General features: G+C 69.0%; 12 protein-coding genes. 1 reads left to right on the top strand and 11 read right to left on the bottom strand.

Annotated features, from left to right (window positions below; genetic code table 11):
• Positions 1-18: 18 nt before the first annotated feature.
• From VHAB30_RS02600 to VHAB30_RS02550, 11 genes are read right to left on the bottom strand one after another with little or no spacing between them, the layout of a single operon-like run.
• Positions 19-1185 (bottom strand): ABC transporter substrate-binding protein, encoded by a 1167-nt coding sequence (locus tag VHAB30_RS02600; RefSeq protein ID WP_062474998.1) that lies wholly within the window; start codon positions 1183-1185, stop codon positions 19-21.
• Between the two features lie 56 nt (positions 1186-1241).
• A complete protein-coding gene (locus VHAB30_RS02595; RefSeq protein WP_159275709.1) occupies positions 1242-1976 on the bottom strand; it encodes an SDR family NAD(P)-dependent oxidoreductase in 735 nt (244 codons plus the stop codon).
• Positions 1973-2788, bottom strand: a complete 816-nt coding sequence (locus VHAB30_RS02590) for a cyclase family protein (protein WP_056571816.1) — start codon at positions 2786-2788, stop codon at positions 1973-1975. The genes VHAB30_RS02595 and VHAB30_RS02590 overlap by 4 nt, the downstream gene beginning before the upstream one ends.
• A 16-nt stretch (positions 2789-2804) precedes the next feature.
• Complete coding sequence (locus tag VHAB30_RS02585) at positions 2805-4058, bottom strand: SDR family NAD(P)-dependent oxidoreductase (RefSeq protein WP_159275708.1); 1254 nt, start codon at positions 4056-4058, stop codon at positions 2805-2807.
• A complete protein-coding gene (locus tag VHAB30_RS02580) occupies positions 4055-5227 on the bottom strand; it encodes a thiolase family protein (protein ID WP_159275707.1) in 1173 nt (390 codons plus the stop codon). The genes VHAB30_RS02585 and VHAB30_RS02580 overlap by 4 nt, the downstream gene beginning before the upstream one ends.
• On the bottom strand, positions 5224-6849 hold the full coding sequence (locus VHAB30_RS02575) for an AMP-binding protein (RefSeq protein ID WP_159275706.1): 1626 nt from the start codon (positions 6847-6849) through the stop codon (positions 5224-5226). The genes VHAB30_RS02580 and VHAB30_RS02575 overlap by 4 nt, the downstream gene beginning before the upstream one ends.
• A gap of 10 nt (positions 6850-6859) precedes the next feature.
• A complete protein-coding gene (locus VHAB30_RS02570) occupies positions 6860-7348 on the bottom strand; it encodes an aromatic-ring-hydroxylating dioxygenase subunit beta (protein ID WP_159275705.1) in 489 nt (162 codons plus the stop codon).
• On the bottom strand, positions 7348-8661 hold the full coding sequence (locus VHAB30_RS02565) for an aromatic ring-hydroxylating dioxygenase subunit alpha (RefSeq protein WP_159275704.1): 1314 nt from the start codon (positions 8659-8661) through the stop codon (positions 7348-7350). Before VHAB30_RS02565 ends, VHAB30_RS02570 begins: the two co-directional genes overlap by 1 nt.
• A gap of 32 nt (positions 8662-8693) precedes the next feature.
• The gene (locus VHAB30_RS02560) at positions 8694-9680 is read right to left on the bottom strand and encodes a PDR/VanB family oxidoreductase (protein WP_159275703.1); all 987 of its coding nucleotides are present in this window, start codon (positions 9678-9680) and stop codon (positions 8694-8696) included.
• A 13-nt stretch (positions 9681-9693) separates the two neighbouring features.
• Positions 9694-11199, bottom strand: a complete 1506-nt coding sequence (locus VHAB30_RS02555) for an indolepyruvate oxidoreductase subunit beta family protein (protein ID WP_159275702.1) — start codon at positions 11197-11199, stop codon at positions 9694-9696.
• A gap of 4 nt (positions 11200-11203) precedes the next feature.
• Positions 11204-13396 carry a thiamine pyrophosphate-dependent enzyme gene (locus tag VHAB30_RS02550; protein ID WP_159275701.1) on the bottom strand — a complete coding sequence of 731 codons (2193 nt, stop codon included), beginning with the start codon at positions 13394-13396 and terminating at the stop codon, positions 11204-11206.
• A 144-nt stretch (positions 13397-13540) separates the two neighbouring features.
• Here VHAB30_RS02550 and VHAB30_RS02545 point away from each other — a divergent pair, with 144 nt between their 5' ends.
• Positions 13541-14017: a MarR family winged helix-turn-helix transcriptional regulator gene (locus VHAB30_RS02545; RefSeq protein WP_062475035.1), complete on the top strand. Its 477-nt coding sequence runs from the start codon at positions 13541-13543 to the stop codon at positions 14015-14017.
• Position 14018: the final 1 nt, after the last annotated feature.

Here is a 14018-nt window from a genome sequence, read left to right as displayed (position 1 = left end):
GGATCGACGCGAGGGCGTTCAGGGCACCAGCTTCCATTGGCCCTTCTCGAGCTTCACGACGACGCGCGAACGGTCGTCCGAGCCGTAGCGCTCGGTCGGCTTGAAGTTGTAGACCGAGTGCGTGCCCACCAGCTCCTTGGTGCTCACGATGGCATCGCGCAGCGCCAGGCGAAACTGCGGCGTGCCGGGCTCGGCCTTGGTGGCGAGCGCGCGCTGGGCGGCGTCCAGGTACACCAGCCAGGCGTCGAAGGTGTAGGCCGAGAAGGCGTCGGTCGGCGGTGCGCCGTTGGCCTTCTGGTAGGCCGCACGGAAGTCCATCGACACCTTGCGGATCGGGTTGTCGTTCGGCAGCTGCTCGGCCACGATCACCGGGCCCGTGGGAGCCAGCAGGCCTTCGACCGAGGCACCGCCCACGCGCACGAAATCGGGGTTGATGAGCGCGTGCATGCCGTAGATCTGGCCCTTGTAGCCGCGCTCCGAAAGCGCGAGGTACGGCAGCGCACCGGGCGTGCCCGAGGTGCCGGTGATCACCGCGTCGGGGCGCAGCGCCACGATCTTGAGTACCTGCCCGGTCACCGACGCGTCGCCGCGCGCATAGCGCTCGTTCGACACGATCTTGATGCCGGCCGGCTCGGCGCTCTTTTGCAGCGCGCCGTACACCAGGTCGCCCCAGGCGTCGGAGAAACCGATGTAGCCCACCGTCTTCACGCCCGACTTCTTCATGCGCTCGACCACCGCGCTCACCATGAGCGGTGCGGGCTGCGGCAGCGTGACCATCCACGCGCCCTCCTCGCCCGGCAGGTTGGCGTTGGCGATGGAGATCAGCGGCGTCTTGGTTTCGCGCGCCACGCCGGCAATGGCCAGCGCGCCGGGCGAACCGGCCGTGCCGATGATGACGTCGACCTTGTCCTCGTCGATCATCTTGCGTGCGTTGCGCGCGGCCGTGGTGGGGTCGGACGCATCGTCGAGCTGCACCAGCTGGATCTTGCGGCCGCCCAGGTCGGCCTTGTAGGCGAGCGCGGCCTTCATGCCCTTTTCGTACGGAATGCCCAGCGACGACACCGGCCCCGACAGCGAGGTGATGAAGCCGACCTTCAGATCGGCGGCCCACGCGCTGGCGGCGCTCAGCGCGCCGAGGCCCGCGGCGACGGCCGCGAGGGTGCGAATTCGGTTCAGGACTTTCATGGCGATGCTCCAGAGGTGATGTTTTTGAACGAAACGAAACGGACGCTGAAATGAAACTAGAGGGCCAGGCTGCCGACGCTGGTGCCGCCGCAGACATACAGCACCTGGCCGGTGACGAAGCTGTTCTCGGGCGCGGCGAAGAAACGCACGGCGCGTGCCACGTCGGCCGATTCGCCCAGGCGCTTGACGGGCACCGAGGCCGCGAGCGCGCGCTCCTTCTCGCTGCCGGCCTCGACCACGTCGTAGAACATGTCGGTGCGGATCGGGCCCGGCGCCACCACGTTCACCGTGATGCCGTCGGCCGCGAGCTCCAGCGCCCAGGTGCGCGCCATGCCCAGCATGCCGGCCTTGGTGGCCGAGTAGCTGGTGCGCGTGGCCAGGCCCAGCGCGGCGCGCGACGACAGCAGCACCACGCGGCCGAAGCGCTGCGCACGCATCGCGGGCAGCGCGCCTTGCACGAGCTGGATGGCGCAGCCCAAGTGCAGGTCGACCAGCGCATCGAGGTCGTCGAGCTTCACGTCGGGCAGCAGCGCGGCGCGGATGACGCCGGCGTTGTGGACGAGCGTGGTCGGTGCGAAGCGCTCGACCAGTTCGCGCACGGCCTGGCCGGTGGCGGCGCGGTCGGCCAGGTCGACCTCGAGGCTGTGCATCTTGGGGTGGTCGATCTCGGCCTTGCGGCGCGCGAGCGAGACCACCTCGTAGCCTTGCGCGAGCAGGTCTTCGCAGATGGCCTTGCCGATGCCGGCGCTGCCGCCGGTGACGGCCGCGACCTTGGGGGCGGCGGCGCTCATGCCGTGGCTCCCACCAGGGCCAGCACGCGCAGCGGGCTGCCGCTGCCCTTTTCGATCTTCAGCGGGGGGCAGATCAGCACCGCGCCCGATGGCGGCAGCAGGTCGAGGTTGCTCAGGCACTGCAGGCCGTAGCGGCCCGCGCCGTGCATGTAGTAGTGGCAGGGGTAGGGCGGACGCAGGTGGTAGCCCTGCCCCGCGTCGGTGCCGATGGCTTCGGAGCCGAAGCCCAGCACGTCGCGCTGCTCGACCAGGAAGCGCACGGCCTCGGTGCTCGGGCCCGGCGTGTGCTGGCCGGTCTCGTCGAAGTTCTGGTACGCCTCGGGGTCGGTGCGCTTGGACCAGTCGGTGCGCATGAGCACCCACGCGCCCTTCGGGATGCGGCCGTGCGCGGCCTCGTAGGCCTCGATGTCTTCGAGCGTCAGCAGGTAGTCGGGGTCGTCCTTCACCTGCGGCGAGCAGTCGATCACGCAGGCCGGTGCGACGAAGTGCTGCACGGGGATGGTGTCGACCGAGTTGTTCGGCAGGTCGCGGCCCGAGATCCAGTGGATCGGCGCGTCGAAGTGCGTGCCCGTGTGCTCGCCGCAGGAGAAGTTGTTCCAGTACCAGCCCGGGCCGCGCTCGTCGTACTTCGACACTTCCTCGATGCGGAAGGGCCAGCACTGGCCCATCTCGGGCGGCAGCGCGATCTGCGGGAACTCGGGCGTGAGCGTCTGCGTGAGGTCGATCACGCGGATGCGGCCGCTGGCCATGGCGGTCACGAGGCTGCCGAGGACTTCGGCGGCGGACATCAGTTCGTTGGTGGTCGTGGTCATCGTGTGATTCCTCTGCTCAGCCGCCCGCCGCGAGTTCGCGTTCGAGCACCTTCGGGTTGTCGCGCCAGCGCTCCAGCCACTCCTGCGCCACGTCGCCCGGGTACACGTCTTCCACACCGTCGCGCAGCGCCTTCACGATGGCGTTGGCCAGCGTGGTCGGCGCCAGCTTGGGCGGCGGCGTGTGCTGGTTCCATTCGTCGTCGATGGGGCCGGGGAACACGTTGATCACGCGGATGCCGGCGGGCCGCATCTCGGCGCGCAGGCACTGCGCCAGCGAATGCGCCGCGGCCTTCGAGGCACTGAAGGTGCCGTGCGGCGGGAAGTTGCTCAGCGCGTAGATCGACAGCAGGTTGACCCATGCCGTCGCGCCCGTGGCGCCGTCGGCCGAGCGGCCCTTGAGCGCGGGGCCGAACTCCTGCGCCAGGCGCAGCAGGCCGAAGTAGTTGATGTCCATCTCGGCCTTGGCCACGTCGGTGCCGCGGCGCGCGCCGATGCCGAAGGTGCGGTGCACCTCGGCGTTGTTGATCACGATGTCGACCTTGCCGCCGATGGAGCCGGCCAGCTCGGTCACCTGGCGGCCGTTGGTGAGGTCCAGCGGCACGAGCGTGACCTGCGGCAGCGCAGAGATGTCGTCCAGCCCGTCGCCCATCTTCTTCCAGGGTTCGGCATGGCCGACCCAGACGATGTCGGCACCGGCCTTCACCAGCGCACGCACGAGGGCCTGGCCCGTCTCGGTCTTGCCGTCGGTCACCAGCACCTTGCGGAACTTGGGGTCGCTGGTCATTTCGCGCAGCATCTTGTCGTCGGCCATGTGGGGACTCCCTTCAGTCGGAAAAGCAATGAGGACGGCCTGGCCGGCACGGTCGAGCCGGGCGCCGACACGCACGCGCGCGGGCGCATCGCCGACCTCGCCGTGCAGGTGGACCATGAGCGTGGGGCCGGCATCCAGGTGCACCAGGCCCAGCCGCCAGGGCAGCCGCTCGCGAAAGAACAGGTCGTTGCTGTGGTGCAGCGTGGTGCTGCCGAGCAGCGCGCCCTCGCCGCTCTGTTGGCGCCAGCGCAGCGCCGACGACAGGCACTTGTGGCAGACCTCGCGCGGCGGGTACTGCACCGTGCCGCAGTCCTCGCAGGTCTGCAGCTCGAAGCGGCCCTCGGCGGCGGCGGCCGTGAGGCCGAGCGCGACGCGGCCGCGCGCGCCGGGCGGCAGGTTCATCTGCCGGGTGCGCAGCACCGGGTTCTTGCGCGGGGGGCGCATCATGGGCATCGTCATGCGGGTCTCCCGAGAATGACGGCGCCCGTACAGAGGCAGCGGTCATAGGTCACCATGCCGAAGCCGGCGACAAGGCCCAGCTGGGCGTTGGGCACGGCGCGCGCGCCGGCCTGGTCCGTCAGCTGGCGGATCGCCTCGACCATGCCGAGGAAGCCGCCCGCCGCACCGGCCTGCCCGGCCGAGAGCTGGCCGCCGCTGGTGTTGTTCGGAAAGCTGCCGTCGAAGGTCATGGTGTTGGCCTGCACGAAGGCCGAGCCTTCGCCCTTCTCGCAGAACCCCAGGTCTTCGAACTGCATCATCACGATGACGGGGTAGTCGTCGTAGGTCTGCACGAAGTCGAGCGCGGCGGGCTGCACGCCGGCCTGTGCGTAGAGGTCATCGCGGTCCTTGCGCCAGCCGCCCTGCACCATCACCGGGTCTTCGGCGTAGGCGTTGTGGCGCTCGATGGCGCCGCGAATCACGACGTGCGCCAGGCCCAGGTCGCGTGCGCGCTCCTCGCTCATCACGAGAAACGCGTCGGCGCCGGCGCAGGGCATCACGCAGTCGAACAGATGGATCGGGTCGGAGATGGGCCGCGCGGCCATGTACTCATCGAGCGTGAGGCCCTTCTTGAACATGGCGTTGGGGTTGCCCAGCGCGTTGGTGCGCTGGTCCACGCAGATGCGGCCGAAGTCTTCGCGCGTGGCGCCGTAGGTGCGCATGTAGTTGGCGGTGATGAACGCGAAGATCGAGTTCGGCCCGCCCGAGCCGTAGGGGTAGCTCGCATCGCGCGCGAAGTTGCTGAAGCTGCCCAGCGTCTGGCGGAAGGAGTCGACGTGGTTGGTGTCGGCGCCCACGCAGGCGACGATGTCGGCATCGCCCGCCTGCACGGCGCGCGCCGCGCGGCGCAGGCACATCACGCCCGAGGCGCCGCCGGTGGGCATGTGGTCGAGCCAGCGTGGCGACAGGCCCAGGTGCTGCGTGACGCCCACGGCCGTGTCGGGTGAAAGCGAGAAGCTGCTCAGGCACAGGCCGTCGATCTGCTCCTTGGCCACGCCGCTGGCCTGCACCAGCGCGTCGATGGCCTGGCCGACGAACCAGTGCGCGGTGCGCGTGGAGTAGCGCACGTAGGGCACGGTGACGGGCACCGCGACCGCGACGCCTTCGTAAGAGAGCCGTCGCTTGGTCATGCCTGCCTCTTTTTCATGGAGCGCGTGTCGATGCAATGGCCCTGGCCCGGCAGCGACTGCGCCATCTCGCGCAGCTGGCCGCGCTGGATCTTCTGCGAAGGCGTGAGCGGCAGCGCCTCGACAAAGGCCACGTAGCCCGGCGCCTTGTAGTACGCCAGTTGCGCCAGCGCATGCTGGACGATGCTGGCCGCGACCGCTTCGCGCTGCGACGCATCGCTGCCGTCGCGCAGCACGATGCAGGCGAGCACCTCGTCGCCGCGCACCGCATCGGGCGTGGCGGCCACGGCCGAGGTCTTCACGGCCGGGTGCTGGTTGAGCACGCTCTCGACCTCGACGGCCGAGATGTTCTCGCCGCTGCGGCGGATCACGTTCTTCTTGCGGTCGACGAAGAAGAAGTTGCCGTCGGCATCGCGCCGCACGAGGTCGCCGGTGTGGAACCAGCCGTCGGCCCAGGCTTCGCGCGTGGCTTCTTCGTCCTTGAGGTAGCCGGAGAAGAAATAGCGGCGCGGGTCGGCACCGGCCGAGCGCACCAGCAGTTCGCCGGGCATGTCGGTGCCCACGTCGCTGCCGTCCTCGCCCATGAGGCGGATCTCGACGAAGTCTTCCTGCCGCCCGAAGCAGCTGGTGCCCACGAGGCGCGGCTCGCGGTTGGCCATGATGCAGGCGGCCGCGCCGGTCTCGGTCATGGCCCAGGCCTCGACCAGCGGGAAGCCGAAGCGTTCTTCGAAGGGCGCGTGGTTCTTGCGGTCGACGCCGGCGCCGAAGCCCCAGCGGATCGCGTGGTCGCGGTCGGCCGCCGACGCGGGGGCCGACAGCAGCATCGCGGGCATCACGCCCAGGTAGTGGGCGATGGTCGCGCCGCTTTCCTTCGCGCTGGCCAGCCAGCTCTTCGGATGGAAGCGGTCGAGCTGCACGAGGCAGCCGCCTGCAATGAGCACGACCATGGTCGAGAACGCCATCGCGTTCATGTGGTTGAGCGGCAGCGGCGTGATCACGCGCTCGGCATCGGGGCGGATGCTGCACACGCCGTCGAGCGCGGCATACCACTCGCCGGCGCGCAGGAAGTACGCGTTGCTCAGGATGCAGCCCTTGGGCCGGCCCGTGGTGCCCGAGGTGTAGAGCAGGCCGCATTCGGTGTCGGTGCCCACGGGCTCGCCGGCGCGCGGCGCGGCGGTCTTCGCGGGCGGCACGGCATCGTCGGGGCCCATGGTCTCGAAGGCCACGCCGGCTTGCGCGGCGGCAGCCTGCAGGTCGGCGGCGCGCTCGGGCAGCGTGACGGCCAGGCCGATCTCGCTGTGGCCGATGAGGTAGACCAGCTCGGCCGAACGCATCTCGGCGTTGATCGGCACCACGCTGGCGCCCAGCGCGTTCAGCGCGAGCCAGTGGAAGATGAAGGCGGGCCGGTTCTCCAGCAGCAGGCCGACGCGGTGGCCGTGGCCGTAGCCGGCCTGTGCGTAGAGGGTGCGCAGCCGATCGATTTCTGCGGCGGCTTCGCCCCAGCGGATGGCGCCGGCGGCGATGCCGTAGGCGGCGGCGGTCACCGATTCGGTGAAGAGGAACTCGGCCTGCGGCGTGCGCGCGGCCGTGGCGGCGAACACCTGGTGGACGGTGGCGTGGGTCATCGCGTCCCTGTCAGATGAAGAGCTGCACGGCCGGAAGCGCCGCGTCGCAGTTGAGCAGGTCGACGCGCTTGAGCGTCATGCGCAGCGCGCCGTCCTGCACCGTGAGGTGGTGGAAGAAGGTGCCGACGTAGAACTGCAGCTCGTCGCCCTGCGACTCGGTGTAGTGGAACTCGGTGCGCACCACGAAGCGCTGGGCCTCGGTGTCGAAGGTCTCGACCACGGGCACCTGCAGCAGGTGGTGGCAGCGGCTTTGCGGCTGCTGCGAGAACGCGCGCGGGCTCTTCAGGCGCTCGATGCGCAGCTCGCGCAGCAGCTTGTCCTCGTACAGGTGCGAGGTGTGGTTCAGGCCGTCTTCCTGGTCGGGCACGAGCGGAATCCAGTAGAACGCATCGTCGGTGAAGAGCGCGTTCCATTCCTCGTAGCGGCGGGTGTCGAGCAGGCGCGCTTCGTTGACGACGAAGTCGACGAGGTCCTGGCGGGTGATATCGGCGGCGGCCATTACATCGTCTCCGTCATGCGCTGCACCCAGCTGCGGTACTGGTTGCGCATGGGCAGCTCGTTGGTGCCGCCCGTGGTGATCTCGCCGCCCTTCAACTCCGATTCGTCGTAGTCGCGGTGCAGGCTCACCCACTCGTTGCCGCTGGCGTGCAGGCCGGCCTGCATGCCGCGGTAGGCCTGCAGGTCGTCGTGGCCCACCACCGAGAACGGCGAGTTGATGAGGCGGTTGTACATGGTCGTGCGCTGCAGCAGCTCGGGCGGCGCGCCCTTCAGGCGAAAGGTCCAGCTCTCGATGAGGGTCTTGTCGGCCGAGATGGGCTTGACCACGCGAATGGCCTGGATCGCGCCCTTGATCGTGAGGTTCGGGTAGTACACGGTGTTGTGCCGCGCCATGCCCAGGATCTGCGCCGTCTTCTCTTCGCCGTAGCGCGCCTTCATGGCGTCGTCGTACTCGGGGATCGCCTTGTACTTGCTGTGGATGCTGAAGTGCACGCCCGTGAAGCTGTGGCCGTGGTCATACGTGCGGATGCCCATGTCCTCGAAGAACTTGTAGTCGGACATGAAGGGCACGAACTGCTCCACGGCCATGGGCTTGGGTTCGTCCTCGGGCTTGTCGGCCCACATGCGCTTGGCGGTGCCGGCCGACGACTCGTGCGCCACCATGGGGTGCATGGTGTCGTTGAGGTTCTCGACGAACATCTTCCAGTTGCACTGGTGCATGAAGCGCAGGCAGCCGCCGGCGATTTCCAGCTCGCCCTCGGGTGAGCGGTCGGCCATGTTGTCGATGGAGCTCAGCGAATCGCCGAAGTAGTCGTCGAAGTCAGGGCCCGCGTCGTTGATCTTCACGAAGATGAAGCCGCGGTGGCTGCGCACGTGCTTCACCGGGGTGAGGCCCTTGCCCGACTCGCACTCGTGCAGCTGCGTGTGCTCATAGCCGGTCTTCAGCGGAATGGCCAGCGGCGCGCCGTCGGTCTTGAAGGTCCAGGCGTGGTACGGGCAGCGAAAGAACTTGCCGGTGTTGCCACAGGGCCCGTTCACCAGGCGCGAGCCCTTGTGGGCGCAGCGGTTCATCATGACGCGCACGCTGCCGTCGCTGTGGCGCACGACGATCAGCGGGCGGCCCGCGATCTCGTTGGTGATCCAGTCGCCCGACTTCGGCAGCTGGCTCTCGTGACCGACGTAGTTCCAGGTGTTGGCGAAGAAGTGCTCCTGCTCCAGCTCGAAGAGCTCCTGGCTGGTGTACAGGTCGCGGTGCACGCGGTCGTTCTGCACGAGCGCGCGAACGGCATCGGGGTTGTCTCGGTACGAAGGCATGGTTCTCCTGGCTCCTTCCTGGCTGGCTTTTCTCAGAGGTCGAGCACCAGGCGCGCTCCCTTGGCGCGCGAGATGCAGATCTGCATGACGGTGCCCTCTGCCTTCTCGCGGGCGGTGAGCACGTAGTCGCGGTGGTCGATCTCGCCCTCGATCACGGGCACGGCGCACACGCCGCACTCGCCGCGCTTGCAATCGAACATCGGGTCGCAGCCGTGTTCGATGAGGCAGTCGAGGATGCTCTGGCCGACCGGCACGGTGAAGCGCTGGCCCGACTGGGCAAGCTCCACCTCGAAGGGCTGGTCGCCCTCCTCCACGACGGGTTCGGTGAAGAGCTCGAAGTGCACGCGGTCGTGCTCCCAGCCGCGGGCCTGGGTGCGCGCGAGCACGGCATCGAGCATGACCTTGGGGCCGCACACGTAGAGGCGGTCGCCGGCGGGCACGGCGTCGAGCAGCGCGTCGATGTCCAGCGGCGCGCCGGCCTCGGCGTCGGCATGCACGCGCAGGTCGTCGCCCAGCAGCGCCTGCAGCTCGGGCAGGAAGGCCATCAGGTCGCGGCTGCGGCCGGCGTAGTGCATGCGCACGGCGGCGCCTTCGGCACGGCGGCGCGCGGCCATCGAGGCCAGCGGCGTCACGCCGATGCCACCGGCCACCAGCACCGTGCCGCCCGGGCCGGTGTGCAACGGAAAGTCGTTCTTCGGCGGCTCGATGGTGAGCACGCTGCCCTCGGCCAGCCCTTCGTGCATGAAGCGCGAGCCGCCGCGGCCGTCGGCCTCCTTGCGCACCGCGATCACGTAGTCTGTCGGGGCGTTGGTGGCGTTGCGCTCGGTGGCGAAGTTGACGAGCGAGTAGTGGCGCCAGTCGGTGGCGCCGTCGGCCAGCGTCACCTGCACGCGGATGTGCGCGCCGGCGGCGAAGCCGGGCAGCGCGCGACCGTCTTCGGCGCGCAGGCGCAGCAGGCGGATCAGCGGGTTGAGGGCGCGCGCTTCGGCGACGCGAAGCTGGAGCGTGGGGGCGGTCATGGTTCGGGTCCCTTCAGGCCAAGGCGTGCTGCACCAGCGCGGCCTGCAGCTTGTGGCCGTGTTCGTCGGCCAGCGCCGCGTCGCGCAGTTCGCGCAGGGTGGCGGGCGCCAGCGCGGCACCCGCACGTTCGAACGCGCGCATCACGGTGTCGTAGTTGCGCAGGCCGCGCTCGTGCGTGTCGCTGTAGCCCTTGACCAGGCGCTGGCACTGGGCGAGTTCGACGGCGAGCGCGGGGTTGCGTGGCGCGGTGGCGGCGATGCGTTGCAGCCACTCTTCGATGCGGCGGTTCTCGTCGGCGTAGCGCATCGTCGAACGGCGCCAGCGCTTGCAGGCCGCGACCATGCGCAGCATCAGGTAGCCGCGCAGCGAGCTGGTGCGGATCACGCGGCCGTGCTGCGTGAAGCGCTCGACGATCTTCCTGGGCAGCGTGGAGTGCATGAGCCAGCGGCCAATGCCGCCGGGCAGCGTCTCGCAGATTTCCTGCAGGCGCGGGTGCATGTACTCGTGGATGGCGAGCAGCTGGCCCGGCTGCACGCCGGCCTCGCCGTGCACGCGCTCGAAGCGGGTCGCGCGGGTCTTCAGGGCGGCGACGCGGGCCGTGTCTTCGTAGGACATCCACAGCGCCAGGTGGCGCGCGGTTTCGCGCAGCAGGCGGTGGGCGTCGTCGGGCAGCTTCGCAACAGCGTCCATGCGGTCGAGGTAGAGGCCGGCGTAGGCCAGGTCCTGGTAGTCGATGAGGCGACGCACGCCTTCGAGCAGGAAGTCGTGCGCGGGCTGCGGAAAGTCGCGCTGCACGCGCTCGACCAGCGCGCGCACGGCCGGGTGGCGCGGTTGAGGTGCGGGCGTGGCAGCCGGCGCCACCTTGGCGGGTTCGCCGTCGTCACCGTCCTGTGCGCGGTCGAAGGCCGCACCGAAGGCCTTGAGGCTGGGCTTCACGCCCACGCCGCCGCGCTCGATGGTGGCCTCGAAGTGGGCTCGGCTGAAGGGCAGCACGCCCGAGCCCGCGAGCGTGCCGAACAGCACGGCGCTGATCACGCTGCCCGAGGCTTCGGCGGCCTGCGCCATGTCGAAGCGGATGAAGCGCTTGGCGGCGCGCGCGGTGTGGGCGAGCAGCTGCTCGCTGTCGACGCGGCCGTCGCCCATGGCGCTTTTTTCGGCGATGGAGAAGACGCGGTGCGTGGAGGCGATGAGCGTGGTGCGGTCGCGCGTGACCAGCCCGCGCTGCACCGCGCGGCCGGCTTCCATGAGCTCGGAGGCGAGCACCACGTCGACGTCGCCCGGCAGCGGCATCAGCGCGAGCACGGGGCGACCGCCGTCGGCGTGCGCCTGCGCGTCGGGGTACAGCTCGACGTAGTAGATCGTCGCGCCGGTGCGCTGGGCCACGCCGGGCACGGAGGTGGTCTGGGCGACGTAGCCGTTGGCCTCGCCCATGTCGACGATCCAGTCGGCGAGCACGCCGCCGCCCTCCCCGCCCATGGCGAGGATGGCAATCTTTATCGGTTGAACCTTGTTCGTCATGGCGTCAGAAGGCATGGGCGTCGCGGCGGCGCGCGTCGCCGCGCTGCATCCAGCCGATGACGGCGGTGCGCACGCGCTGGCGGAAGCGGTCCCAAGCGGTCGGGTTGCTCACGACCTGCGCCTTGTAGAACGAGGGGCAGAGCACGGCGGCGTGCGACACGTCGCCGCAGTTGCCGCAGCCCACGCAGCTGTCGAGCACGGTGGCGACGGGGTCGACGCGCAGCGGATCGGGGTTGGGCTTGATCGAGAGCGACGGGCAGCCCGACAGGCGGATGCACGAGTGGTCGCCGGTGCAGGTGTCGGCATCGACGCCGAACTTGTCGCGCACCATGCGCTTGCCGTCGGCAATGGCCTTGCGCACCAGCGGCTTCTCGCGCCGCTGCTTGTTGAGCATGCACTCCGACTGCGCGATGAGGACCTTGGGGCCCTTCTTGGTGGTGGTGAGTGCGTCTTTGAGTGCGTCGCGCATGCCGGCGACGTCGTAGGTGCGGCGCATGGTCTTCACCCATTCGACACCCACGCCGCGCACGGCGCGTTCGATCTCGTGGCCGGTGCTGCGCGTCTTGTTGACAGCCGTGGACGAGAGGATGTCCTGCCCGCCCGTGGCCGAGGTGTAGTTGTTGTCGACGATGATGGTGAGGTTGTCGCTCTTGTTGAAGACCGCGTTGGCCACGCCGCTCGTCAGGCCGTTGTGCCAGAAGCCGCCGTCGCCCATCATCGAGATCGCGCGCTTGCCGGCCGGTGCGTTCAGCGCCGAAGCGCCTGCACCGCCGAGGCCGTAGCCCATCGTCGTGTTGCCGATGTTGAAAGGCGGCAGGATCGAGAACAGGTGGCAGCCGATGTCGGCGCTCACGTGGTGCGCACCGAGTTCGCGCTCGACCAGCTTCATCGCGCTGAAGATGGGGCGCTCCGGGCAGCCGGTGCAGAAGCCCGGCGGGCGCGCATGCACCACGTCGCCGAGCGCGCTCGACGGCTGCGCGGGCTCGGGTGCATCGTCGACGCCGATGGCCGCCACTTCCTTCAACGGGATCACCTTGCGCACCGGTACGGGCACGGGCAGCGGCGCGAGGCGTTCGTAGCGCTCGCAGAAGGTGCGCGCGCCCTTGAGCAGTTCGAGCGTCGTGTACTCGCCGGCCACGGGCAGCATGTCCTTGCCGTGCAGCGCGGTGGTGGAGCCGGCCTGGCGCAGGATGGTGGCGAGGTTCTGCTCGACGAAGTTGGGCTGGCCTTCTTCCACGATGAGCACGGCGCGCTTGCCTTCGCAGAAGCGGATGACTTCGCTCTCGATGACGGGATAGGCCACGTTCATCACGTACAGCGGCACGCGGGTCTCGCCGTACACGTCGGCCAGGCCCAGGCGTTCGAGCGCGCGCAGCAGCGTGTTGTAGCTGCCGCCCTGCACGATGATGCCGATGTCGTCGGCCTCTTCGGAAAAGAACTCGTTGAGCTGGCGCTCCTCGATGAAGCGCACGGCGGCGGGCCAGCGGTCCTTCACCTTCTCTTGTTCATGCACGAAGCTCGCGGGCGGCAGCACGATGCGGCTGACGTCGCGCTGCGGGTTCTCCAGTGCCTCTTTCAGCGTGAACTTGGCGCGCTTGTTGTCGCCGGCGATGAAGTGACCGTGCACGTGGCAGGCGCGGATGCGCAGCTGCAGCATCACAGGCGTGTTGCTGGCCTCGGAGAGGTCGAAGCCCGTCTTCACCGCATCGACGATGCTCGGCAGGTTGGGCCGCGGATCGAGCAGCCAGATCTGCGACTTCATGGCGAAGGCGTGGCTGCGCTCCTGCATGATCGACGAGCCTTCGCCGTAGTCCTCGCCCACGATGATGAGCGCGCCACCGGTGACGCCGCCCGAGGCCAGGTTGGCCAATGCATCGGACGCCACGTTGGTGCCCACGGTCGCCTTGAAGGTGACGGCGCCGCGCAGCGGGTAGTTGACGGAGGCGGCCAGCGTGGCAGCGGCGGTGGCTTCGCTGGCGCTGTTCTCGAAGCGGATGCCGTGGTCGGCCAGGATGTCCTGCGCGTCGGCCAGCACATCCATCAGGTGCGAGATGGGCGCGCCCTGGTAGCCCGCCACATACGACACCCCCGACTCCAGCAGGGCCTTGGTGACGGCCAGAATGCCTTCGCCACGAAACACTTCTCCACCAGTAAGTCTCAGCTTCTTGACTTCTTCGACGAACGAACGCTCAGCCATGGATGTCCTTCTTCTTTCTCGTGGGAGGATGCGGCCCCGGGGTCACATCACGGTTCCTATAATGTTTAGAAATGAATGTATCCACAATCATGAATTACCCTAGCCATGCAATCCGCATGCCTGCGGCAAACAGGAGGCGCCTTCATGTCTGAACCATCCAAGGAAACGCATCGCTTCGTCGATGACTACCTGCCCGCGCTGCTCGCGCAGGCCAGCCAGCTGATCTCTTCGGAGTTCCACGAGGTGGCGCGGCAGCAGGGTTTTTCGGTGTCGGAGTGGCGCGTGATGGCGTCGCTGGCGGGCAGCGACGCGGTCAGCATCGGCCAGCTCGCGCAGGTCACGGTGACCAAGCAGCCGACGGTGACGCGGCTGCTCGACCGCATGGAAGCGCGCGGTCAGGTCGAGCGCCTGCCCCATGAAAGTGATCGCCGCATCACGCTGGTGCGCATCACGCCCGCGGGGCTGAAAGCGGTCGAGCACCTGATGGAACTGGCGCGCGAGCACGAGCGCCGCGTGCTTGAGCCCTTCGGCCTGCGACGCGCCGAAGAGCTCAAGCAGACGCTGCGGCAGATGATCGACCTGCATGTGCACGTGCCGGTCGAGGTGCCGGACGAAGACTGAA

It is taken from the genome of Variovorax boronicumulans (assembly GCF_009811375.1).
GTDB lineage: Bacteria > Pseudomonadota > Gammaproteobacteria > Burkholderiales > Burkholderiaceae_C > Variovorax > Variovorax boronicumulans.
This window is presented reverse-complemented; position numbering and strand designations above follow the sequence as displayed.

Excerpts from the sequence above, each read along its gene's own strand:
- VHAB30_RS02600 (WP_062474998.1), bottom strand. The coding sequence starts at position 1,185 with ATGAAAGTCCTGAACCGAATTCGCACCCTCGCGGCCGTCGCCGCGGGC.
- VHAB30_RS02595 (WP_159275709.1), bottom strand. The coding sequence starts at position 1,976 with ATGAGCGCCGCCGCCCCCAAGGTCGCGGCCGTCACCGGCGGCAGCGCC.
- VHAB30_RS02590 (WP_056571816.1), bottom strand. The coding sequence starts at position 2,788 with ATGACCACGACCACCAACGAACTGATGTCCGCCGCCGAAGTCCTCGGC.
- VHAB30_RS02585 (WP_159275708.1), bottom strand. The coding sequence starts at position 4,058 with ATGACGATGCCCATGATGCGCCCCCCGCGCAAGAACCCGGTGCTGCGC.
- VHAB30_RS02580 (WP_159275707.1), bottom strand. The coding sequence starts at position 5,227 with ATGACCAAGCGACGGCTCTCTTACGAAGGCGTCGCGGTCGCGGTGCCC.
- VHAB30_RS02575 (WP_159275706.1), bottom strand. The coding sequence starts at position 6,849 with ATGACCCACGCCACCGTCCACCAGGTGTTCGCCGCCACGGCCGCGCGC.
- VHAB30_RS02570 (WP_159275705.1), bottom strand. The coding sequence starts at position 7,348 with ATGGCCGCCGCCGATATCACCCGCCAGGACCTCGTCGACTTCGTCGTC.
- VHAB30_RS02565 (WP_159275704.1), bottom strand. The coding sequence starts at position 8,661 with ATGCCTTCGTACCGAGACAACCCCGATGCCGTTCGCGCGCTCGTGCAG.
- VHAB30_RS02560 (WP_159275703.1), bottom strand. The coding sequence starts at position 9,680 with ATGACCGCCCCCACGCTCCAGCTTCGCGTCGCCGAAGCGCGCGCCCTC.
- VHAB30_RS02555 (WP_159275702.1), bottom strand. The coding sequence starts at position 11,199 with ATGACGAACAAGGTTCAACCGATAAAGATTGCCATCCTCGCCATGGGC.
- VHAB30_RS02550 (WP_159275701.1), bottom strand. The coding sequence starts at position 13,396 with ATGGCTGAGCGTTCGTTCGTCGAAGAAGTCAAGAAGCTGAGACTTACT.
- VHAB30_RS02545 (WP_062475035.1), top strand. The coding sequence starts at position 13,541 with ATGTCTGAACCATCCAAGGAAACGCATCGCTTCGTCGATGACTACCTG.